Origin of the sequence: Acinetobacter cumulans (assembly GCF_003024525.3) — a bacterium.
Taxonomy (GTDB): Bacteria; Pseudomonadota; Gammaproteobacteria; order Pseudomonadales; family Moraxellaceae; genus Acinetobacter; species Acinetobacter cumulans.
Genome location: NZ_CP035934.2, coordinates 2719713 through 2740440, shown reverse-complemented (window position 1 = coordinate 2740440; position 20728 = coordinate 2719713). Strand labels below are relative to the sequence as shown.

The following is a 20728-nucleotide window of genomic DNA, read 5'->3' as shown; positions in this document are numbered from 1 at the left end:
CATCAACAGTTCACCTATTTATGACTTCGGTGCATTTGCATCGAGGGCCATAAAAGCTTCCTTGGCATCCTGCAGGGGAGGCAATTGGCTTAAAGAAGTTAAACCAAAAGCATTTAAAAATTGAGGCGTTGTTATTAACAACGATGGTCTTCCTGGGAGTTCACGAAAACCAGATTCTTTAATCCAGTTCCAGTCAAACAACGTACGTAAAATTTGACTGTTATTGGTCACTCCACGAATTTGCTCAATGTCTGCTCGTGTTACGGGTTGATGGTAAGCAACCACAGCAAGGGTTTCGAGCAAAGATGGCGATAAGCGAGATGGTCGCTCAGGCCAAGTTTGTGCAATGATATTACGATATTTTGCACGAACTTGAAAACGGAAACCTTGAGCGGTTTCAACGAGTTCAATTGATCTACCATGTTGCAGCATTGAAAGTTGTTGCAAATATTGGCGTAATTCTGTTTTGCTAAAGCGATCTTGAAACGCTTCTTTTAAGCGCGCAATCGATACCGCTGTATCGCTGGCAAAAATAATGGCTTCTAATTGCATGAGCACTTCATGCAAATCATCTTGAGGTGTTGATAACACATTTTGATCTGTATTCATGCGCATGCTCCTTGAATTGCAAGCGGTGCTTCTACACCTGACGCGATGATGTGAACTTTTTGCTGGCGTGTCAGTTCTAATATCGCCATAAAAGTGACAACCATGCCCATACGGCCTTGGCTAGGTCTTAATAAGGCTTCAAATGGAAGAACTTCGCCATTCAGTAATTTTTGTTCGATGTAAGCAATACGCTCTTCAAGCAATACAGGTTCTTGCGTAATTTGATGGACCACAGGTTCTGGGCGGTTAAATACGCACAGCATTGCGTCGCGCAGTAAATTGGCTTGATGGCCATCATTGCTTTGTAAGGTTTGACCTAAGCTGACATTGGTTTCAAATGTATCACGTTCTAATACAGGCATTTGGCCCAAGCGTTCAGCAGCTTGTTTTATGCGTAAATAGTTTTCGAGGCGATCGATTAATTCTTGTTTAGGGTCAACTTCTGTTGCATTGACTGATTTCGGCTTTGGCAATAATAAGCGTGATTTTAGGTCGGCAAGCAGGGCTGCCATCACCATGTAATCAGCTGTCAGCTCAATATTGAGTGACTTCATTGCATCCATATAAGACAGATATTGGGCTGCAATTGGGGCAATATCAACTTGTAATAAGTCAAAGCCGTTTTTTTGAATTAGGTAGATTAGAAAGTCGAGTGGTCCTTCGAAATGCTCTAAAAGAATTTCAAATGCAGCTGGAGGAATGTATAAATCCTCTGGAATGGTCTCTTGCCACTCATCCAAAACGCGGATGTGTGTAGATGATTCCATAGGTTCATGGACAATTTCATTCATTGCAGTTATAGGCCACGCGAATTTTCAAAGGCATGTAGGATATTTTTCTTCGATCTCACATCGAAAGAAAAAAGCATATAAGTAATGCCCTAGTGTAATTGAAAATTGTACTCAAAGAAATTGCTTAGCAGACCAAATGCTAAAAAACCTGAAAATATATAGGGTTTATTTATTTGGTCGCGCATTTTGACGACAAAATGATTGTAATATCTTGGGATTGAGGGGTAAAACGGGGCTGACTAAGCCATACGGATAATAATATGAATCATGATTTACAAAATAATATGAAAAATAGAAATCAAAATCAGGGTATAGCTATTGTAGGTGCGTTGGTGAAACCACTAGATCTGATTGAGCCAAATTTTAGTTCTTTACAGGGGCGCACGGTCAAACTTCAATTGTTGTCTACCAATACGCTTAGCCCAATTCAGCACCAGCAGATATGGCAAGTAGTTCAAAGTGAATCTGATGTGGCTTGGACTTATATGGCTTACACAGGTTTTGCCCAGCAGACAGCGTTAATCAATATGTTGGATGCAAACTTTCACTTACCTGAGGCGATTCATTTTGGCATTGAAACGCGCCAAGGTGTTGTGGGTTGGGTGGGTTTACTCAATATTCGACCCGTTCACCGTGTCATTGAAATAGGCAATGTGTACTTTTCCCATCAAATGAAACAAAGCACCGCTGCTACAGAAGTCTTGTATTTGTTATTAAAACATTGTTTCGCGCAGGGCTATAGAAGAGTGGAATGGAAATGTGATGATTTAAATGTACCTTCTAAAAAAGCTGCCTTACGTTTTGGCTTCCAATATGAAGGCACATTTAGACAAGATCGAATTGTCAAAGGCCGTAATCGCGATACTGCTTGGTTTTCAATGATTGATACTGAATGGCCACTTGTGCAACAGGCGTATGAAGCATGGCTAGCAGATACAAATTTTGATGAACATGGTCGGCAAAAGTTAAGCTTGGCTCAACTCATGCCAAAGCCATAACAATCACTATCATTTCAAGTGGTCAGTGCTTATTCAAAAGCACTGACATCACCCACACCACGACGAATGACTTCTGGATATTCCCCAGCAAGATTGACAATACTGGTGGTGTTTAAGGTTCCGAGTCCACCATCAATCAATACATCAATTAATTTTCCTAACTGCATTTCAATGTCATAGGGATCATCAATGGGGGCAGATTGGCCGGGTAAAATTAAGGTTGAAGTCAGTAAAGGCTCGCCCAGTTCTTGCAGTAACATTTGGCAAATAGGATTACTTGGAATACGTAGCCCAATGGTTTTCTTTTTGGGATGCATTAAGCGCTTAGGGACTTCGCTGGTTGCTGGCAAAATAAAAGTAGTAATGGCTGGTGTATTGTTTTTGAGTAAGCGATACATCGCATTATCGACTTTGGCATACGTAGCAATGTCAGACAGATCGGCACAAATAATGGCATATTGGTGTTTGGCATCTAGCTGGCGAATTCTAGAAATACGCTCCATGGCATGCTTATTACCAATTTGACAACCAATGGCATAAGCGGCGTCTGTTGGGTAAACCACAACATCACCTGCACGAATTCGTTCGACGGCTTGGCTAATCAAGCGGGGCTGAGGATTATCTGGATGTACACGTAGATGCAACATATTGAGTCCTCCAAAGTTTAGATTAAGTTGTTATTCTTTCACTTTGTTTATTATGGCTGTGCATAGCCCAAATGCGCAATGCACAGTTGATGGAATTGTGTAATTTAATCAAGCATTTCACGTTTAAATTCATCTAAGGCAAGTGCTTTACCTTGGCGGGTGCACTGGCAAATACAATCGATAAGATGGGCTGCATCTCGAGGAAGTTTGGCTTCGCCTGAAAAATAACGTTGCAACTGGCTAAAGACATTGTCTTTAAATTGCGCACCGTCACCACCTTCACCAGTTAAGTTATCCAAAGATACACGGAACTTGCGCCCAAAGGCTTGAGCAAATAACCATTCAATCGCTTGCGGTTTAATTTCAACTTGCTCAAAGAGTGCCTGTTGTTCTGCACTACGGCCATCTGGCGCATACCAATAACCTAAATCTGGCAGTAGGCGTCGCTGTGCGCCAGCAATGGTCCAGTGGCTAATTTCATGCAAGGCACTATTGAAGTAGCCATGGGCAAACTGTATGCGTGCAGGGCTATGTTCATCCGCTGGAAAATACTCAGGTTCAAAATCACCACGGACTAATGTGACATTTAGGTGGGAAAACCAATGATTAAAGTGTAAGATGAGCCAATCAACTTGCTGGGATTCTGATACTAAATTCGCCCACGGTGAGAGTTGCACTTGCTGTAGTGAGCTGTCAGAATCAAGCGTTGAAAGTGTGCTAACGAGTGATGAAATATTCACTTCTGTTTGCGGCTGCAACAGATGCATGACTGAAATTACCCAATTGGTCTGTCTAAATAAGTACAAAATTGTATCTTAATCTTTGACAGAGTTCTGATGAATTTGTAGAATTGCCGCCTTAATTATGTCAGCAAATACCTTTCCGGCACAGATTGAGCCGTTTAAATGGGCTGAACAAGGCTTTAAATGGTCAGGTCAACTGCCTTTATCTCGCTTTGTTCGTATTGCTCGTGAAGCTGTTGGATCAATTGATGATCAATTGATTAACATAGACTGTAAGCTATCAATGGATGCCTATCATCGCATTGTATGGCTAGATGGTCATGTTGAAACGAATGTTCCAATGGAATGCCAGCGTTGTCTGGAGCCCGTTGTAATAAACCTCGTTTCAGATTTTCATCTAGCTCTTGTGGATGATGAGTCACTGATAGAGCGCTTGGATGAGGATGCTGATTTCATCGTTTTAGGTGAAAGTGAAGCAACTGTAAAAGGCACATACGATGCGCCTGCTACAGCGGATTTACTCTCACTGATAGAGGATGAATTGTTATTGTTGATGCCTTTGTCACCTAAGCATGACTCATGTGAACATAAGCATCAACCTGCCGTAGAAGAGCTAGTCGAAGAAAAACGGGATAATCCGTTTGATGTTTTGGCTGCTTTGAAGGGTAAACTTAACTAATTTTTGTGTTATACTGTTAAGTATAAGACAATCGAATTTGTTCTGATCCATTTTTTCGATCTTTGTAAGGAGCCATCATGGCCGTTCAGCAAAACCGTAAAAGTCGCTCTCGCCGTGACATGCGCCGTTCACATGACGCTTTAACCGAGAATGCATTAACAGTAGACCAAACGACTGGTGAAACTCACCGTCGTCACCACGTATCTAAAGATGGTGTCTACCGTGGTCGTCAATTATTCGCTAAAGCATCTGCTGAATAATTGGTGATGTATTAAGCGTCAAGCTTAGTAGAAAAAATGGGAGCGAAAGCTCCCTTTTTTTTTGTGCTGAATTTTGTTGTATTTGGCAATTACTAAAAGCAAAAATAAGTGGTAAATTTTCGCTCCATATATCGGCGTACATGAAGACTTGTTGGTAAATTGATCATTTGATATTACCGCTTGTCTAAAAATAAAGGATTTTTTATGTCTGCTAAACAACTCGAGCAAGCGGCTCAAGCAACTAAAACCGTGTTTGTGTTTCCTGGTCAAGGCTCACAAAAAGCTGGCATGCTCGCAGAACTTGCAGAACAGTTTAGTAGCGTGCAAGCAACATTTGCAGAAGCGTCTGAAGCTGTAGGTTTTGATTTATGGCAAATCGCCCAAAGTGGTGAAAGTTTAGACCAGACTGAATTTACACAACCTGTTTTGCTTACAGCAAGCATTGCTTTGTGGCGTGTTTGGTTGGAGCTTGGTGGTGTTGCACCAAAATACCTTGCTGGCCATTCATTGGGTGAATACAGCGCATTGGTTGCATCTGGTGCGATGAGCTTAGCGGATGCGGTAAAACTGGTGAATCTTCGTGGCAAATTGATGCAAAGTGCAGTGCCACAAGGTAAAGGTGCTATGGCGGCAATTTTGGGCTTAGAAGATGCTCAAGTGATTGCGCTGTGTGAGCAAGCGACAGCATCAGCTGAAGGTTCTGTACAGGCAGCCAACTACAATGCCAAAGGCCAAGTTGTTGTTGCGGGTGATAAAGCACAAGTTGAAGCGGTAATGGCTTTGGCAAAAGAAGCGGGTGGTAAGGCGATTGCACTTCCTGTGTCTGTACCATCGCATTGTGCTCTTATGCAACCTGCAGCAGTACAGTTTGCGCAAGCTTTGGAACAAACTGCCATTGAGCTACCTAGCATACCTGTAATACAAAATGTCAACGCGGAAATCGCAACAGATACAGCTGCTTTGCGTCAGGCTTTGACAGAGCAATTGTACCAATCTGTGCAATGGACGAAGACTATGCAGTACGTGCAGGATCAAGGCATTCAATATATCGTGGAATGTGGTCCGGGCAATGTACTTGCTAATCTGGCAAAACGTTTGCCAAATATTGAAAAAGCGTTCCCACTCGACTCAAAAAGTCGTATGGAAGATGCTTTAAATGCCATTTTAGTGGCTGAAGGGAAAATCGCATGACACAAGAACGCAAAGTCGCATTGGTGACTGGTGCGAGCCGAGGGATTGGTGCAGCCATCGCTCAACAGCTTATCCAAGACGGTTATTTTGTAGTGGGTACGGCCACTTCTGAAGCGGGTGCGGAGAAATTATCCATCGCCTTTGCTGAAAATGGCGCGGGTAAAGTATTAGATGTGCGTGATGGCGCGGCTATTGATGCACTGATTTCTGATATTGAACAAAATTATGGTCCTGTTCTTGCCTTAGTGAATAACGCAGGGGTGACTAAAGACAATTTATTGCTTCGTATGTCTGAAGATGATTGGGATGATATTCTGAACATTCATTTGAAAGCAGTATACCGTTTATCTAAACGTGTGCTAAAAGGTATGACCAAGGCACGTTTTGGACGCATTATTAACATTAGCTCTGTGGTTGCACACTTTGCAAACCCAGGACAAGCCAACTACTCTGCTGCTAAAGCGGGGATTGAGGCTTTTAGTCGTAGTCTTGCAAAAGAGATGGGTAGTCGCCAAATTACAGTAAATAGCGTGGCGCCTGGCTTTATTGCGACAGAGATGACTGAGCAGTTAAGTGAAGAAATTCGTAAGAAAATGAGTGATCAAGTGGCCTTGAATCGTTTGGGTGAGCCACAAGATATTGCGAATGCTGTAAGTTTCTTGGCTTCGGATAAGGCAAGTTACATTACTGGCACTGTTTTACATGTAAATGGTGGTTTATACATGAGCTAATTGGCTGATGTATAAACTTTCCAAATTTTTTAGATTGAATTAAACTAACGGCATTAAAAACGCCACAAGCAATGAGGAGAATTCCTGTGAGCGATATCGAACAACGCGTTAAACAAGCAGTTTCTGAGCAACTTGGTCTTAAAGTTGAAGAAATTAAAAACGAAGCATCTTTCATGGATGACTTGGGTGCAGACTCTCTTGACCTAGTTGAGCTTGTTATGTCTTTCGAAAACGACTTCGACATCACTATTCCAGATGAAGATTCTAACGAAATCACAACTGTTCAATCTGCAATTGACTATGTTTCTAAAAAACTTGGTTAATTCAGTGTTTCAGCTTGCTGAAATTAAAAGCCACCTTTGAGGTGGCTTTTTTTTATGTGTCTGGTTTAGTGAATGCTACTTACATTCACTTACGTTTCTATCACCAAAGCGCATCCTAAATTGGTTATTTTTTAGCTATAAACAAGAAGTAGAAAAATTTTTAATAACACATCAAAAACTATGGAGAATAACAATGGGTCTTTTTGATTTTGTAAAAGGCATTGGTAAAAAGAATACAGCACCTGCTGAGCCACAGGCTGCACCAGCAACGCCTGCAGAGCCGTCTGCACAAGAAATTGCAAATAAGTTGTTGGGTCATGTTAAAAGTTTAGGTTTGCCTGTTACAGGGCTGTCTGTGAGTTATAACAGCACATCAGATTTAGCAACAATAAAAGGGCAAGTTCAAAGCCAAGCAGACCGCGAAAAAATTATTTTAGCGGTAGGTAATATTGACCATGTTGCGCAAGTCGACGATCAATTGACCGTAGCTACACCTGAACCTGAAAGTAAATTTTATACTGTTAAATCGGGTGATAACTTGTCTAAAATTTCAAAAGAATTTTATGGTGATGCAAATCAATACAATAAAATTTTTGAAGCCAATCGCCCATTGTTAAAAAATGCCGATGATATTTTCCCAGGTCAGGTACTGCGTATTCCTGCTTAAGGTGTTGGTCTCTCTCAAGATTTGAAAATGTAAAACCGCTGTATGATCAGCGGTTTTTTTTGTGTTTAGTGGATGGTTGGATTAATCCCTAAGCTTTGGTTTTATCTTGCTAAAGCTTGAAAATAAAAAATTTTTGTATTGAGAATGTGGTAGAAAACACATATTGCATATTGCAAGGGTGGATAAGTATGTTGGGCGGTTGAGTTGTATGGCGTACTTGCGGATAAATAAAAAAACCTCCAAGTGGAGGTTTAATTAGGTGCACATGAGTGAATTTAGAACGTAGGTTTGACCACCACTAAAATCACGACTGCAAAGAGAATCAGTGTTGGCATCTCATTAAAAAAGCGCCAAAACTTATGCGATTTATAGTGTGCATTGTCTATGAGCTTTTTACGGTAGTAGCCACAAACAAAATGGTAGATGACTAAAAGCCCAACAAAACCAACTTTGAGATAGAACCATAAGGCTTCATGATAATGTCGGGTTGCATCGCCCCAATCGACAAGAAAATGTGCCGTGATTAGTGTTGCGATCATTGCAGGCCACATAATGCCACGGTACAGCTTGCGTTCCATGATAATAAAACGCTGATGGCTGGTAGTGTCATCGCTCATCGCATGATAGACAAAAAGGCGAGGGAGGTAGAAGAGTGCTGCAAACCAGCAAACAACGGCGATGATATGTAATGCTTTGACCCAGAGGAAAGCATCTGAAGGAGCATCCATAATGTACCCTTTAAAAGGGCGGTGGGGTGTGGTTTAGCGCCGAAGCGCCAAACCTACAGACCTTAAATTAGCCTTCCCATTTTTTGAAAACGAGACAAGCGTTTACACCGCCAAAACCGAAACTGTTACTCATCACAGTATTCAATTTTGCGTCACGTTTTTCAAGTACGATGTCAAATCCTTTCGCGCCTTCATCTAATTCTGTCACGTTGATGTTTGGTGCAATAAAGTCATTTTGCATCATAAGCACAGAGTAGATGGCTTCTTGAACGCCAGCAGCACCAAGGCTATGACCTGTCATCGATTTGGTTGAGCTAAGAGGAGGTACTTGGCCTTCGCCAAACGCACGTTCCATTGCTTTAAGCTCAGTGACGTCACCAGCAGGTGTAGATGTGCCATGTGTGTTGACATAGTCAATTTGGTCTACACCGTGTTGTTTCGCTTCTTCTAGTGCCATAAGGATACAGCGTGTTGCGCCTTCACCAGAAGGTGCAACCATGTCTGCACCGTCAGAGTTGGCAGCATAGCCAACGACTTCAGCCAAAATGTTTGCGCCACGTGCTTGAGCATGTTCTAAAGATTCGAGTACCACAAAACCGCCACCGCCAGCAATCACAAAACCATCACGGTCAGCTGAGTATGGGCGTGAAGCTGTTTCAGGAGTCTCGTTGTATTTAGAGCATAAAGCACCCATTGCATCAAACAGTAGGCTTTGAGACCAATGATCTTCTTCGCCACCACCTGCAAGCATAAGGTCTTGTTTGCCTAATTGAATCAGGTTGTATGCATAACCGATTGCATCTGCAGAGGTTGCACAAGCACTAGTAATTGAGTGCGCAATACCTTGCATTTTAAACGCTACACCTACATTGGCTGTAATGGTGTTAGACATATTGCGAGGTACAAAGAATGGACCAACTTTACGTGCGCCTTTGGTTGCTAAAAGTTCATTCATTTCTACAACAGACGCAGTTGAGTTGCCACCTGAACCACCCGCAATACCGTAGCGAGGGTTGCCACCAATTTGTTCTGCTGTTAAACCCGCATGCTCAATAGCTGCAGCTGCAGCATTGTAGGCGTACATTGCACAAACGCCCATAAAGCGTTTTAAACGACGGTCAATACCATCAAAGTTTTGTTCAGCAGCAGCACTGACATGACTTTTAAAATTTAATTCAGCATAAGTTGGATTTGCACGTGTTCCAGAAATCCCGTTCTGTAAAGAATGCGTTACATCCTCTAGGGTATTACCAATACATGAGTTAATGCCCATGCCTGTGATTACAACACGTTTCATTTGCAGATCCTTTATAGCTTGCGTACGAGTCCTGCGCACTTCATACCAGATGCATCACCTGTGAATGATCGGTGGACTCAGTTATTTCAATTGCAATCATAATAGCAGAAAGATTTTTGTTTTCTTATGGCAAATCCTATGCCTATTTTCAAGTTCCGATCTTCTGAGCAAAATGCGTCTTTGCTTTACTAAAAGATACATATTCAGGTTGAGTTAAATGCTGACTACACCTAGTATTTATCGAGAATTGTAAGAATATAGGCAATGGGGTAGGGAATGGCGAACTCGAATAATAAGCAATCAAGCGGTTTCTTTTCTAATGCAGTTGGAGTGGCTAAAAAGCTCAGTAGTACAGGCACTTCTTTGTTAAATCATGTTGCACCAGATTCAGTGGCAAAGCTGACACGGGCTTCATCTGCACAATCTGCGATTGAGGGGAAGTATCAAGTCGCAAGTGTTTTTACATCTAAAGTATATGACAATCCACAGCAAGTATTACGTGAACATCTGCCGAATGTATCGCGCCAGTTTTTAGGTCGCCATTACAGTAAAGTGAATAATGTTGCGAATTTTGTATCGCCACAATTTTCCGACAAAGTGTCAGATTATTTGTTTGATCAACTGAATCAGTTGAGCAATAACATGAGTTCAGTGGATGCGGTGCTGGATGAAGCTGGTGTGCGTGATTTGGAGGAGTTGACGCAAGATGTAGATCGTTCCAAGCGTTTGAGTCAGGCATTGGTTGAGCAAAATAAATGGCTGGCATCTTTACAAGGCGCATTGACAGGGGCGACAGGGGTCTTGGGTTCGACAATAGATATCCCAGCGTCATTGTTAATGTCTTTAAGGATTATTTACCAAGTCGGACGCTCATACGGTTTTGATTTGAGCAAAGAAAGTGATCAAGAAATTGTGCAGCATATTTTTAGACAAATTGACTTAGGTGTCATTGCTGAAAAACAAACACTTTTATTGGCGCTAAAAGCGCTGTCGAGTACCATTCAAACCCATGATTTGAGTCAGTTACAGCAAATGCTAGGTTCAAGCAATGATGTAGAAGCGCTCAAAAAATATTTTGTTGATGCACAGGGGGAGTATAAGTTGGGATGGCTTAATCAGCTGTCTAAAGTATCCTTGCTTGATAAACTTGCACGTTTAACCCCATTGGCTGGTGCAGGTATTAGTGCCGTATATAGTCTACGTTTGGTGGATGAGGTCAATCAAAAAGCACAGCAAGTCTTTTCACAGGCACGTGAATATTTAATTCAGCATAAAGACACACAGCTATCACCGTTGCTTGCCTATGAAAAATCAATGGAGTTGTTGGCGCAGGCTGCACCAAAACTTATGGAGTCGGTCAAGGCAATTGAGCAAAACCTTATCGAACCTGTGCTAAATAAAGCCATTGATATTGAAGGAAATGAAAATATTACACAGGTCAAAGTGTTAAAAAAGACACTTAAAGATAAAGAAGACGAAGCATCTGGCTTAAATACGCAAGATGAGCAGATTACAAATGATTTAGTTGCACTGGCTGAAAAAGAAGTTGCACCGAGCGATGATGTGCCACCACAGCAAGCTGCTTTAGCAAATGATCAGGATGCTGTATGGCAAGATGATGCTCCGTTGGGCGAAAAAGAAAATTTAGGCCAGACATCTGCGCTACAGAAGGATGCTCAGTTGAAAAAATAAATATGCTTATTTTCAATTTGTTAGTTTTTTAATGTGCTTTTGTTTGGCTGAAAAAGCAACAAAAGAAATTTTTGGTCAAGATTTGATGAGTAGTCGAATCTTGACCATTTTTACATCCTGAATTACAATTGCATGCCCTCAAAAAGCAGTATTTTTTTGGGGCTTTTATTTAACGGGAGAATTGCCAAATGGCAACAACAAATCAGTTGATCCGTAAGGGTCGTACGACTTTAGTTGAAAAATCTAAAGTTCCTGCGTTGAAGGCTTGTCCACAACGTCGTGGTGTTTGTACACGTGTTTACACTACTACACCTAAAAAACCTAACTCAGCAATGCGTAAAGTTTGCCGTGTTCGCTTAACTTCAGGTTTCGAAGTTTCTAGCTATATCGGTGGTGAAGGCCATAACCTACAAGAGCACAGTGTTGTTCTTATCCGTGGTGGTCGTGTTAAAGACTTACCAGGTGTACGTTACCATACCGTTCGTGGTTCTTTAGACTGCGCTGGTGTTAAAGATCGTAACCAGTCACGTTCTAAATACGGTACTAAACGTCCTAAGAAATAATCTGAAAAGATTAGCTTCTTAGTTCGTTAGAACTGCAATCCTTTATCGTCTCGCTTGTCTGATTTCTGCATTTAATTTTGTGAAATTCAAGCGACGTGTAGTAAGGCCAGCGAATAGTGCATGACACTTTGCACTCATGCTGGATAAACCTGAAGTGTCATATTTATAGGTAGTTTAAAATGCCAAGACGTCGCGTAGTCGCTGCTCGTGAAATCCTTCCGGATCCAAAATTCAGTAGCCAAACAATCGCTAAATTCATGAACCACGTAATGCAAGATGGTAAAAAATCTATTGCTGAAAGTATCGTTTACGGTGCTTTAGACCGCGTTCAAGAAAAATCAAAAGTAGACCCAGTTGAATTTTTTGAAGCTACGCTTGAAAAAGTTCGTCCTATGGTCGAAGTAAAAGCACGCCGTGTTGGTGGTGCTACATACCAAGTTCCTATGGAAGTACGCCCATCCCGTCGTACTGCTCTAGCGATGCGTTGGTTAGTAGACGCTGCTGCTAAGCGTTCTGAAAAAACTATGGCTTTACGTCTTGCTGGTGAGTTGCTTGATGCATCTGAAGGTAAAGGCGCAGCTGTTAAAAAACGTGAAGATGTGCACCGTATGGCTGAAGCCAACAAAGCATTCTCTCACTACCGTTTCTAAGCGGATAAAACAGGCCCTACTCAGAAAATTGACAGTGCTTTCATTGCGCTGTCATGAAATCGCTTTAAGCTGTTCTGCAGCTTAAAGCGTCCTGTTTTAAACAACAAAATTTAGGAATGCTAGAAATCATGGCTCGTAAAACCCCAATTTCTCAGTACCGTAACATTGGTATTTCAGCGCACATTGACGCTGGTAAAACTACAACTTCAGAACGTATTTTGTTCTACACAGGTGTATCTCACAAAATTGGTGAAGTACACGACGGTGCAGCAACAATGGACTGGATGGAGCAAGAGCAAGAACGTGGTATTACCATTACTTCTGCTGCGACAACTACATTCTGGTCTGGCATGAGCCAACAGTTTAAAGAACACCGCATCAACGTAATTGACACCCCGGGACACGTTGACTTCACAGTTGAAGTTGAACGTTCTATGCGTGTTCTTGACGGTGCGTGCATGGTTTACTGTGCTGTAGGTGGTGTACAACCTCAGTCAGAAACTGTATGGCGTCAAGCTAACAAATATAAAGTGCCTCGTTTAGCATTCGTGAACAAGATGGACCGTACTGGTGCAAACTTCTTCCGTGTTGTTGAACAAATGAAAACACGTCTTGGTGCGCACCCTGTACCAGTTGTGATTCCAGTTGGCGCTGAAGATAACTTCCAAGGTGTTGTTGACTTAATCGAAATGAAGTCAATCATCTGGGACGAAGCTTCTCAAGGTATGAAGTTCGAATACGGCGACATTCCTGCTGATCTAGTTGAAACAGCTCAAGAATGGCGTACTAACCTTGTAGAAGCTGCTGCTGAAGCTTCTGAAGAGTTAATGGACAAATACCTAGAAGAAGGTGATCTTTCTAAAGAAGACATCGTTGCTGGTATCCGTGCTCAAACTTTGGCTTGCGAAATCCAGCCAATGCTTTGTGGTTCAGCGTTCAAAAACAAAGGTGTTCAACGTATGTTGGACGCAGTTATTGAATTCTTACCTGCGCCGACTGACGTTGAAGCGATCAAGGGTATCCTTGACGACAAAGACGAAACTGAAGGCTCACGTGAATCTTCTGACGAAGCTCCGTTCTCTGCGTTAGCGTTCAAAATCATGAACGACAAATTCGTAGGTAACTTGACTTTCGTACGTGTTTACTCAGGTGTTCTTAAGCAAGGTGACTCGGTTTATAACCCAGTTAAATCTAAGCGTGAACGTATTGGCCGTATCGTGCAAATGCACGCTAACGAACGTCAAGACGTTGAAGAAATCCGTGCTGGTGACATCGCTGCATGTGTAGGTCTTAAAGACGTAACTACTGGTGATACACTTTGTGATGAGAAAAATGTCATCACTCTTGAGCGTATGGAATTCCCAGAGCCAGTAATCGCACTTGCTGTTGAACCTAAAACTAAAGCTGACCAAGAGAAAATGTCTATCGCTCTTGGCCGTTTAGCGAAGGAAGATCCATCATTCCGCGTACGTACTGACGAAGAATCTGGTCAAACGATCATTTCTGGTATGGGTGAGCTTCACCTTGACATCATCGTTGACCGTATGAAACGTGAATTCAACGTTGAAGCGAACATTGGTAAACCAATGGTTGCTTACCGTGAAACGATCAAAAAATCAGTTGAACAAGAAGGTAAATTTGTTCGTCAAACTGGTGGTAAAGGTAAATTCGGTCACGTATACGTACGTCTTGAGCCTATGGATGCGGATTCTGAGAAAGAATACGAATTCGTTGAAGAAGTTGTTGGCGGCGTAGTACCGAAAGAATTCTTCGGCGCGGTTGACAAAGGTATCCAAGAACGTATGAAGAATGGTGTCCTAGCTGGTTACCCAGTTGTTGGCATCAAAGCGACATTGTTCGACGGTTCTTACCATGATGTCGACTCTGACGAATTGTCGTTCAAAATGGCTGGTTCTTACGCATTCCGTGACGGTTTCATGAAAGCAGATCCTATCTTGCTTGAACCGATCATGAAAGTAGAAGTAGAAACTCCAGAAGACTACATGGGCGATATCATGGGTGACTTAAACCGTCGTCGTGGTATGGTTCAAGGTATGGACGATCTTCCTGGCGGTACTAAAGCAATTAAAGCTGAAGTTCCACTTGCTGAGATGTTTGGTTACGCGACTCAAATGCGTTCTATGTCTCAAGGTCGTGCGACTTATTCTATGGAATTTGCTAAATATGCTGAAACTCCACGTAACGTGGCTGAAGGCATCATTTCTAAGTTCCAATCTGGCGGTAAAAAAGGTGACGACGAGTAATCTTTCGATTACTATATTGCCTAACTAATTTATAGTTAAAATCTAATGCTCATGCAGTGTTCCTGCATGAGTAGCTTAAAAAGGAAGCTCTCATGGCTAAGGCTAAGTTTGAACGTAATAAGCCACACGTAAACGTGGGCACAATTGGTCACGTCGACCATGGTAAAACAACTTTAACAGCTGCAATTGCAACTGTATGTGCGAAGAAATTCGGTGGCGAAGCGAAAGATTACGCTGCAATCGACTCTGCACCTGAAGAAAAAGCACGTGGTATTACAATTAATACTTCACACGTAGAATACGATTCTCCAACTCGTCACTACGCTCACGTAGACTGCCCGGGCCACGCCGATTATGTTAAAAACATGATTACTGGTGCTGCTCAAATGGACGGCGCAATCCTTGTATGTGCTGCGACTGATGGTCCAATGCCACAAACTCGTGAACACATCCTTCTTTCTCGCCAAGTAGGCGTTCCATACATCGTTGTATTCTTAAACAAATGCGACCTTGTAGACGACGAAGAGCTTCTTGAATTAGTAGAAATGGAAGTTCGTGAACTTCTTTCTACTTATGACTTCCCAGGCGATGACACTCCAGTTATCCGTGGTTCTGCTCTTCTTGCGCTTAATGGCGACGCTAGCCAATACGGCGAAGACGCTGTTGTAGCTCTTGTTGAAGCGCTTGACACGTACATCCCAGAACCAGAACGTGCTATCGATCTTCCATTCCTTATGCCAATCGAAGACGTATTCTCTATCTCAGGTCGTGGTACAGTAGTAACTGGCCGTGTTGAGACTGGTATCGTTAAAGTAGGCGAAGAAGTTGAAATCGTTGGTATCAAAGATACAGTTAAAACAACTGTAACTGGCGTAGAAATGTTCCGTAAACTTCTTGACGAAGGCCGTGCGGGCGAGAACTGTGGTGTTCTTCTACGTGGTACTAAACGTGAAGACGTTCAACGTGGTCAAGTACTTGCTAAACCAGGTGCAATCAAACCGCATACTAAATTCGACGCAGAAGTATACGTACTTTCTAAAGAAGAAGGTGGTCGTCATACTCCATTCCTGAACGGTTACCGTCCACAGTTCTACTTCCGTACTACGGACGTAACTGGTGCGATCGCGCTTAAAGAAGGCGTGGAAATGGTAATGCCTGGTGACAACGTTGAAATGTCAGTAGAGCTTATCCATCCAATCGCAATGGACCCAGGTCTACGTTTTGCGATCCGTGAAGGCGGTCGTACAGTTGGTGCTGGTGTAGTTGCTAAAGTAACTGCATAATCGCTGATTGTGTAAAAAAAGCGCCTCTTTGAGGCGCTTTTTTTATGGCTAATGATTCTAAAAAAACTATCAAATCAAAACGAAAGATAAATTGTCAGACAATAATTTTGAAAGCTGTCCTTAACTGATATCTCTTGACCTTAACTGCGATTATCGAAAAATTGCAAATCTTTAATATTAAGTTATGAAAATATAAATATAAGGATGAATCAGCTGAATCAGCTGATTGGCAGGAGTTAGTTATGAACGCTAAAGTAAATATTACCAACCGTGCAGGCGCAAGTTTCCCAGTTCGTCGAATGAACTTTGATTTTGATTCAGTTCCAGAGTATTGGATGAATGGTTCTGCAGGTCTCACACATTTTATGACTGCATTATCTGCACTGTTTCCAGCAGGTGAAAAGTTCTTTATTGACAGCGTTCGTGCTGTTCGTCAGCATTCTGGCATTAAAGACAATGCAGAGTTACAAAAAGAAATTTCTGCATTTATTGGTCAAGAAGCCATGCATACACAAGAGCATGTTGGCTTTAATGCATCTGCACAAAAATTTGGCCATGATGTTGATACTTTAGATGGTTATACTGGAAAAGTATTAAAAAATTCGAGCAAGTTTTTAGCAATGATTGGTAAGCCGTTTGGCTTTAATAAGCAAATGGTGGACCTAACCATTACCACAGCGCTTGAACACTTTACTGCAACGATCGCAACTCAATTATTGGTGAATCCGCATATTCAAGAGCTGATGACTGATGAAACCATGAAAACCATGTGGTTATGGCATGCAATTGAAGAAAATGAACATAAAGCTGTCGCTTATGATGTATATGAAGGTGTATTTGGTAAAGGCGTAAAAGCTTATACGGTACGTACGACAAGTTTAGTTGCTGCTATGGTGACGTTATTTTGTGTACAAAGTTACTTCTTGTTCAGATTATTAAAAGAAGACCAGCAGTTGAACCGTGAATCTTTAGGTATTATTTACGAATATGCATACAGCCCGTCAAAAGGGGTGATTACTGGCATGGGTAAAGAGATGCTAGAATATTTCAAACCAGGTTTTCACCCAAATGACTTAGATACACACAGTCTGTTGGCAAAATGGAAAGAGAAATTAGGTTTTTAAGTGAATGCTGTAGTTTTTTGAATCTTGTAGAGCGATGAAAATCGCTCTTTTTTTTACTCGATTTTTTTGTCAATTTTTTTATAATTCGCTATTCCTATTCGCGATAAAAGATAACGAAGATGATTCGTTTGATGAATACGGCCGATGTTGCATCTGTCGTAGAAATTGAAAAATTAGTCCAAAGCCATCCGTGGACACCGAAGCAGTTTGATGAGGCGGTGACTGGCTATCAAAGTACAGTCATTGAAGTACGTGGGCAAGTTGTGGGTTTCTGTATTTTACAGCCCGTTTTAGATGAAGCGAACTTGTTGCTCATGGCGATTCATCCGAGTCAACAAGGCCAAGGTTTAGGATATCGTTTACTAGAAGAATCTATTGCGATGCTGAAAAATAATCCTGTGCAGATTTTTCTTGAAGTACGTGAATCAAATACCGCTGCGATTCGTTTATATGAGAAATCTGATTTTCATCAAATTGATTTAAGAAAAAACTATTATCCGAAGCCAGATGGTACGCGTGAGCACGCCATTATTATGGTGCGTACATGTAGTGATGATTTTTCACAGCTATTTAAATAAGAAACACAACCGCGTTGTATTGGACAATGCGATTGTTATTTAATAATGGAATTATTCCAACCTGAAGGGAGGGTCGTCATTAAAGAGTCTCCTAAATGTTGAATTTCTTCGGCACTTAAGGTGTGATTTAAACGACGCCATTGCCCATCAAGTAGCAATTCCAGAGGAATGTAATCCGACTTGTAATTCATTTTATTGGAATGAGGAACCCAATAGCCTAAGTATATATATTGTAAACCGAGCGCTTTGGCATATTCGATTTGCTTTAATACCGCGAACACGCCTAAAGAGCGTTTATGTTCATCTGGGTCAAAAAAAGTATAGACCGCAGATAAGCCGTCATCGAGCGGATCGCAGGTTGATACACTAATGAGACGATCATCTAGCCATAATTCTAAAAAGAAACTGTCCGTACAGCTATGAATTAAGAATTTTTCAAATTGATCACGACTTGGTGGAAACATGTCGCCATCAGCATGTCGCTCCGTAATGTAACGCTCATACAACGCATAATGCACATCGCTTGCATCTTTGGGTTGTGTAATTTTAAGGCTTAAATCCTGATTGCGTTTCCAAGCTTTCTTTTGTTTGCTGTTCATTGTAAATTCATGGATGGGAACACGAGATGATAAGCATTGGCGACAGAGATGACATTCTGGTCTATAAACAAAATCACCACTACGACGAAAACCCATACGGGAAAGTTCAGACAGCGTAACGACGTCAATACGATGTACTGGATCTAAAAACACCATACGTGCAGATTTATTGTCTAAGTAGCTACAGTCATGTGGTGGCGTAATATAATACTGCAACTCGTTAAGCAGGGATTTTGGTTGATATGAGTTCATGCAATATCCCTCTATTTTTGTATGATTCGACTCAATCGGGAACTAATGCGGAATTTTGCGCTATTGTTTTACTTGAAAATACACTGTCTTGATATTTTTTCCAATCAATTGCAGGGCGTTTTATCACATCTTGTAACGAATTTAAGTATATTTGGCGAGAAACTGTACAAGCACCTAAGCTGATTAAATGATCATTTTCTAATTGGCAGTCTATCCATTCAAGCTGATTTTCTTGTCCAATCAGCATCAAGCTATAGAAAGCCATTTTAGACACATCGGTGCGGGTGCTAAACATGGATTCACCAAAACAACCTTGCCCAATACTAATACCATATAAGCCTCCGACAAGTAGATCTTGTTCCCAAACCTCAATGCTATATGCATAGCCTGCATTAAACATGGCGCAATAACCTTGAATAATATCTTCAGAGATCCAAGTCTCATTGGCATAACTGCGTGGAAGTGAGCAGGAGCGGATCACTTTTTCAAAAGCATGATTGACCGTAATGCGGTAATTCATTTTCTTCATGCTACGTAGTAAGGTTTTGCTTGGACGATAATCTTGTGGGCGGATAATACAGCGCGGTTCAGGACACCACCAATAAATTGGCTCACCTTCAGAAAACCATGGAAATAATCCATGTGTGTAGGCTTCAAATATTGTAGAAGGGGAGAGGTCTGCGCCACTGCAAATCAATCCTTGTCCTTCTGGGTCAACTTCGACTGGGTCTGGAAAGGTAAATTTAGAAGCTGGCAGGCATTGCATAAGAGATTTTGACCTAGATTGATTCTGTTTATCATAACCAATATTTGATTACTGCCCAATCGGGGATGTTTTGTTATATTTTGTCTTTATGAAATGGCTCGTTATTTTTTGTTTGTTTATAGGGCGAGTTAAACAGGCTTAAAGTAAAAAACCGCCATGACGGCGGTTTTTTTATCTATAGCGCTTAGGAATTAAAGCGCATCAAGATATTTTTCTGCATCAAGGGCAGCCATACAGCCTGAACCCGCAGAAGTAATCGCTTGACGGTAAATGCTGTCTGCAATATCACCTGCAGCAAATACGCCAGCTACTGAAGTTTGCGTCGCGTTACCTGCAGTACCGCTTTGTACTTGTACATAGCCATCACGTAGCGTCAATTGACCTTCAAACATACCGCTGTTTGGCTTGTGGCCAATCGCAACGAACATGCCTGTCACATCAACATTTTGTGTTGAATCATCTTGAGTTGATTTCAAGCGTACTGAAGTTACGCCAGATTGCGCATCGCCCAATACTTCATCGACTTGATGATTCCAAATGATGCTGATTTTGCCTTCTTTTACTTTTTCAAATAAATGATCTTGAAGGATTTTTTCAGAACGTAGCGAGTCACGACGGTGTACTAAAGTCACGTGTGAAGCAATGTTTGAAAGATAAAGTGCTTCTTCAACTGCAGTATTACCACCGCCTACAACCATCACCTTTTGGTTTTTATAGAAGAAGCCATCACATGTTGCACATGCACTCACACCTTGGCCCATGTAGGCAGCTTCAGATTCTAAACCGAGGTATTGTGCTGTCGCACCTGTTGCAATAATTAAGGCATCACATGTAAATTCATCCATATCGCCTTTAAGTACAAATGGGCGTTGACTTAAATCAACTTCGTTGATGTGGTCATAAATAATTTCTGTACCAAAGCGCTCAGCGTGCTCTTGCATACGTTCCATGAGGGCAGGGCCTGTCAAACCGTGTGCATCACCTGGCCAGTTGTCTACTTCAGTTGTAGTTGTTAACTGTCCACCGAGTTGCAAACCAGCAATGAGTGTTGGTTTTAAGTTGGCACGTGCAGCGTATACAGCAGCGCTATAACCAGCAGGGCCAGAACCTAAAATAATTAAACGAGAGTGACGAGCGCTCATTCGCGACATCCTTTTTTTATAGGGAAATTTGTGGAATTATACGTGAAAGTCGGTGCTGATTGTGTGAGATTAAAGTCGATATTATTGATCATTGAAATCGATTTGGGCTATATAGAATAGAGTTAACAACTTAGCTAAATAATCATGCATC

Annotated in this window: 23 protein-coding genes; 14 read left to right on the top strand and 9 right to left on the bottom strand. The window is 41.7% G+C overall.

Translation table 11 applies throughout. The features are described 5' to 3' along the window. Nucleotides 1-18: 18 nt before the first annotated feature. Together scpB and C9E88_RS12915 are read right to left on the bottom strand one after the other, a co-directional pair. Entirely contained in the window at nt 19-609 is a 591-nt protein-coding gene (gene scpB / locus C9E88_RS12920; protein WP_106986499.1) for an SMC-Scp complex subunit ScpB, read from the bottom strand. After that, the gene (locus C9E88_RS12915) at nt 606-1400 is read right to left on the bottom strand and encodes a segregation and condensation protein A (RefSeq protein WP_106986498.1); all 795 of its coding nucleotides are present in this window, start codon (nt 1398-1400) and stop codon (nt 606-608) included. The genes scpB and C9E88_RS12915 overlap by 4 nt, the downstream gene beginning before the upstream one ends. A gap of 260 nt (nt 1401-1660) precedes the next feature. On the opposite strand from C9E88_RS12915, the gene C9E88_RS12910 reads away from it, so the two are divergent. Next, nucleotides 1661-2398: a GNAT family N-acetyltransferase gene (locus C9E88_RS12910; protein ID WP_227865799.1), complete on the top strand. Its 738-nt coding sequence runs from the start codon at nt 1661-1663 to the stop codon at nt 2396-2398. 29 nt (nt 2399-2427) lie between these two features. Here C9E88_RS12910 and C9E88_RS12905 read toward each other — a convergent pair whose 3' ends face one another. Then, nucleotides 2428-3045 (bottom strand): L-threonylcarbamoyladenylate synthase, encoded by a 618-nt coding sequence (locus tag C9E88_RS12905; RefSeq protein ID WP_106986497.1) that lies wholly within the window; start codon nt 3043-3045, stop codon nt 2428-2430. 104 nt (nt 3046-3149) lie between these two features. Next, nucleotides 3150-3812, bottom strand: coding sequence for an elongation factor P hydroxylase (locus tag C9E88_RS12900; RefSeq protein ID WP_106986496.1), 663 nt, complete (start codon nt 3810-3812; stop codon nt 3150-3152). A gap of 97 nt (nt 3813-3909) precedes the next feature. Here C9E88_RS12900 and C9E88_RS12895 point away from each other — a divergent pair, with 97 nt between their 5' ends. From C9E88_RS12895 to lysM, 6 genes are all read left to right on the top strand, one after another. Beyond that, nucleotides 3910-4467 carry a YceD family protein gene (locus C9E88_RS12895; protein ID WP_106986495.1) on the top strand — a complete coding sequence of 186 codons (558 nt, stop codon included), beginning with the start codon at nt 3910-3912 and terminating at the stop codon, nt 4465-4467. 77 nt (nt 4468-4544) lie between these two features. Continuing rightward, nucleotides 4545-4727: a 50S ribosomal protein L32 gene (gene rpmF, locus C9E88_RS12890; RefSeq protein ID WP_106986494.1), complete on the top strand. Its 183-nt coding sequence runs from the start codon at nt 4545-4547 to the stop codon at nt 4725-4727. Between the two features lie 204 nt (nt 4728-4931). Continuing rightward, nucleotides 4932-5918: an ACP S-malonyltransferase gene (gene fabD, locus C9E88_RS12885; RefSeq protein WP_106986493.1), complete on the top strand. Its 987-nt coding sequence runs from the start codon at nt 4932-4934 to the stop codon at nt 5916-5918. Continuing rightward, nucleotides 5915-6649, top strand: a complete 735-nt coding sequence (fabG, locus tag C9E88_RS12880) for a 3-oxoacyl-ACP reductase FabG (protein WP_106986492.1) — start codon at nt 5915-5917, stop codon at nt 6647-6649. Before fabD ends, fabG begins: the two co-directional genes overlap by 4 nt. Before the next feature lie 86 nt (nt 6650-6735). Next, entirely contained in the window at nt 6736-6972 is a 237-nt protein-coding gene (gene acpP / locus C9E88_RS12875; protein ID WP_106986491.1) for an acyl carrier protein, read from the top strand. Nucleotides 6973-7165: 193 nt separating this feature from the next. Further along, nucleotides 7166-7639 carry a peptidoglycan-binding protein LysM gene (gene lysM, locus C9E88_RS12870; RefSeq protein WP_106986490.1) on the top strand — a complete coding sequence of 158 codons (474 nt, stop codon included), beginning with the start codon at nt 7166-7168 and terminating at the stop codon, nt 7637-7639. Nucleotides 7640-7914: 275 nt separating this feature from the next. Here the strand turns inward: lysM and hemJ are convergent, their stop codons facing one another. Both hemJ and C9E88_RS12860 read right to left on the bottom strand, forming a co-directional pair. Continuing rightward, nucleotides 7915-8367 (bottom strand): protoporphyrinogen oxidase HemJ, encoded by a 453-nt coding sequence (gene hemJ, locus C9E88_RS12865; protein ID WP_106986489.1) that lies wholly within the window; start codon nt 8365-8367, stop codon nt 7915-7917. Between the two features lie 67 nt (nt 8368-8434). After that, the gene (locus C9E88_RS12860) at nt 8435-9664 is read right to left on the bottom strand and encodes a beta-ketoacyl synthase N-terminal-like domain-containing protein (RefSeq protein WP_106986488.1); all 1230 of its coding nucleotides are present in this window, start codon (nt 9662-9664) and stop codon (nt 8435-8437) included. 276 nt (nt 9665-9940) lie between these two features. On the opposite strand from C9E88_RS12860, the gene C9E88_RS12855 reads away from it, so the two are divergent. From C9E88_RS12855 to rimI, 7 genes are all read left to right on the top strand, one after another. Next, a complete protein-coding gene (locus C9E88_RS12855) occupies nt 9941-11356 on the top strand; it encodes an EcsC family protein (protein ID WP_106986487.1) in 1416 nt (471 codons plus the stop codon). Between the two features lie 188 nt (nt 11357-11544). After that, nucleotides 11545-11919 carry a 30S ribosomal protein S12 gene (gene rpsL / locus C9E88_RS12850; protein ID WP_002050319.1) on the top strand — a complete coding sequence of 125 codons (375 nt, stop codon included), beginning with the start codon at nt 11545-11547 and terminating at the stop codon, nt 11917-11919. Nucleotides 11920-12098: 179 nt separating this feature from the next. Further along, nucleotides 12099-12569: a 30S ribosomal protein S7 gene (rpsG, locus tag C9E88_RS12845; protein WP_064096978.1), complete on the top strand. Its 471-nt coding sequence runs from the start codon at nt 12099-12101 to the stop codon at nt 12567-12569. 128 nt (nt 12570-12697) lie between these two features. Continuing rightward, nucleotides 12698-14833 (top strand): elongation factor G, encoded by a 2136-nt coding sequence (gene fusA / locus C9E88_RS12840; RefSeq protein ID WP_106986486.1) that lies wholly within the window; start codon nt 12698-12700, stop codon nt 14831-14833. 92 nt (nt 14834-14925) lie between these two features. Further along, nucleotides 14926-16116, top strand: a complete 1191-nt coding sequence (gene tuf, locus C9E88_RS12835; protein WP_137287916.1) for an elongation factor Tu — start codon at nt 14926-14928, stop codon at nt 16114-16116. A 242-nt stretch (nt 16117-16358) separates the two neighbouring features. Then, the gene (locus C9E88_RS12830; RefSeq protein ID WP_106985104.1) at nt 16359-17240 is read left to right on the top strand and encodes a metal-dependent hydrolase; all 882 of its coding nucleotides are present in this window, start codon (nt 16359-16361) and stop codon (nt 17238-17240) included. Between the two features lie 119 nt (nt 17241-17359). Further along, a complete protein-coding gene (gene rimI, locus C9E88_RS12825; RefSeq protein ID WP_106985103.1) occupies nt 17360-17818 on the top strand; it encodes a ribosomal protein S18-alanine N-acetyltransferase in 459 nt (152 codons plus the stop codon). Nucleotides 17819-17853: 35 nt separating this feature from the next. Here rimI and C9E88_RS12820 read toward each other — a convergent pair whose 3' ends face one another. From C9E88_RS12820 to trxB, 3 genes are all read right to left on the bottom strand, one after another. Continuing rightward, a complete protein-coding gene (locus C9E88_RS12820; protein ID WP_106985102.1) occupies nt 17854-18669 on the bottom strand; it encodes an arginyltransferase in 816 nt (271 codons plus the stop codon). A 31-nt stretch (nt 18670-18700) separates the two neighbouring features. Further along, the gene (gene aat / locus C9E88_RS12815) at nt 18701-19435 is read right to left on the bottom strand and encodes a leucyl/phenylalanyl-tRNA--protein transferase (protein ID WP_106985101.1); all 735 of its coding nucleotides are present in this window, start codon (nt 19433-19435) and stop codon (nt 18701-18703) included. A gap of 191 nt (nt 19436-19626) precedes the next feature. Continuing rightward, a complete protein-coding gene (gene trxB, locus C9E88_RS12810) occupies nt 19627-20577 on the bottom strand; it encodes a thioredoxin-disulfide reductase (protein ID WP_106985100.1) in 951 nt (316 codons plus the stop codon). Nucleotides 20578-20728 lie beyond the last annotated feature (151 nt).

Excerpts from the sequence above, each read along its gene's own strand:
- rpsG (WP_064096978.1), top strand. The coding sequence starts at position 12,099 with ATGCCAAGACGTCGCGTAGTCGCTGCTCGTGAAATCCTTCCGGATCCA.
- fabD (WP_106986493.1), top strand. The coding sequence starts at position 4,932 with ATGTCTGCTAAACAACTCGAGCAAGCGGCTCAAGCAACTAAAACCGTG.
- scpB (WP_106986499.1), bottom strand. The coding sequence starts at position 609 with ATGAATACAGATCAAAATGTGTTATCAACACCTCAAGATGATTTGCAT.
- rpsL (WP_002050319.1), top strand. The coding sequence starts at position 11,545 with ATGGCAACAACAAATCAGTTGATCCGTAAGGGTCGTACGACTTTAGTT.
- rimI (WP_106985103.1), top strand. The coding sequence starts at position 17,360 with ATGATTCGTTTGATGAATACGGCCGATGTTGCATCTGTCGTAGAAATT.
- lysM (WP_106986490.1), top strand. The coding sequence starts at position 7,166 with ATGGGTCTTTTTGATTTTGTAAAAGGCATTGGTAAAAAGAATACAGCA.
- C9E88_RS12895 (WP_106986495.1), top strand. The coding sequence starts at position 3,910 with ATGTCAGCAAATACCTTTCCGGCACAGATTGAGCCGTTTAAATGGGCT.
- tuf (WP_137287916.1), top strand. The coding sequence starts at position 14,926 with ATGGCTAAGGCTAAGTTTGAACGTAATAAGCCACACGTAAACGTGGGC.
- C9E88_RS12915 (WP_106986498.1), bottom strand. The coding sequence starts at position 1,400 with ATGAATGAAATTGTCCATGAACCTATGGAATCATCTACACACATCCGC.
- aat (WP_106985101.1), bottom strand. The coding sequence starts at position 19,435 with ATGCAATGCCTGCCAGCTTCTAAATTTACCTTTCCAGACCCAGTCGAA.
- fusA (WP_106986486.1), top strand. The coding sequence starts at position 12,698 with ATGGCTCGTAAAACCCCAATTTCTCAGTACCGTAACATTGGTATTTCA.
- C9E88_RS12910 (WP_227865799.1), top strand. The coding sequence starts at position 1,661 with ATGAATCATGATTTACAAAATAATATGAAAAATAGAAATCAAAATCAG.
- C9E88_RS12820 (WP_106985102.1), bottom strand. The coding sequence starts at position 18,669 with ATGAACTCATATCAACCAAAATCCCTGCTTAACGAGTTGCAGTATTAT.
- trxB (WP_106985100.1), bottom strand. The coding sequence starts at position 20,577 with ATGAGCGCTCGTCACTCTCGTTTAATTATTTTAGGTTCTGGCCCTGCT.
- C9E88_RS12900 (WP_106986496.1), bottom strand. The coding sequence starts at position 3,812 with ATGCATCTGTTGCAGCCGCAAACAGAAGTGAATATTTCATCACTCGTT.
- C9E88_RS12830 (WP_106985104.1), top strand. The coding sequence starts at position 16,359 with ATGAACGCTAAAGTAAATATTACCAACCGTGCAGGCGCAAGTTTCCCA.
- C9E88_RS12905 (WP_106986497.1), bottom strand. The coding sequence starts at position 3,045 with ATGTTGCATCTACGTGTACATCCAGATAATCCTCAGCCCCGCTTGATT.
- fabG (WP_106986492.1), top strand. The coding sequence starts at position 5,915 with ATGACACAAGAACGCAAAGTCGCATTGGTGACTGGTGCGAGCCGAGGG.
- rpmF (WP_106986494.1), top strand. The coding sequence starts at position 4,545 with ATGGCCGTTCAGCAAAACCGTAAAAGTCGCTCTCGCCGTGACATGCGC.
- hemJ (WP_106986489.1), bottom strand. The coding sequence starts at position 8,367 with ATGGATGCTCCTTCAGATGCTTTCCTCTGGGTCAAAGCATTACATATC.
- C9E88_RS12860 (WP_106986488.1), bottom strand. The coding sequence starts at position 9,664 with ATGAAACGTGTTGTAATCACAGGCATGGGCATTAACTCATGTATTGGT.
- C9E88_RS12855 (WP_106986487.1), top strand. The coding sequence starts at position 9,941 with ATGGCGAACTCGAATAATAAGCAATCAAGCGGTTTCTTTTCTAATGCA.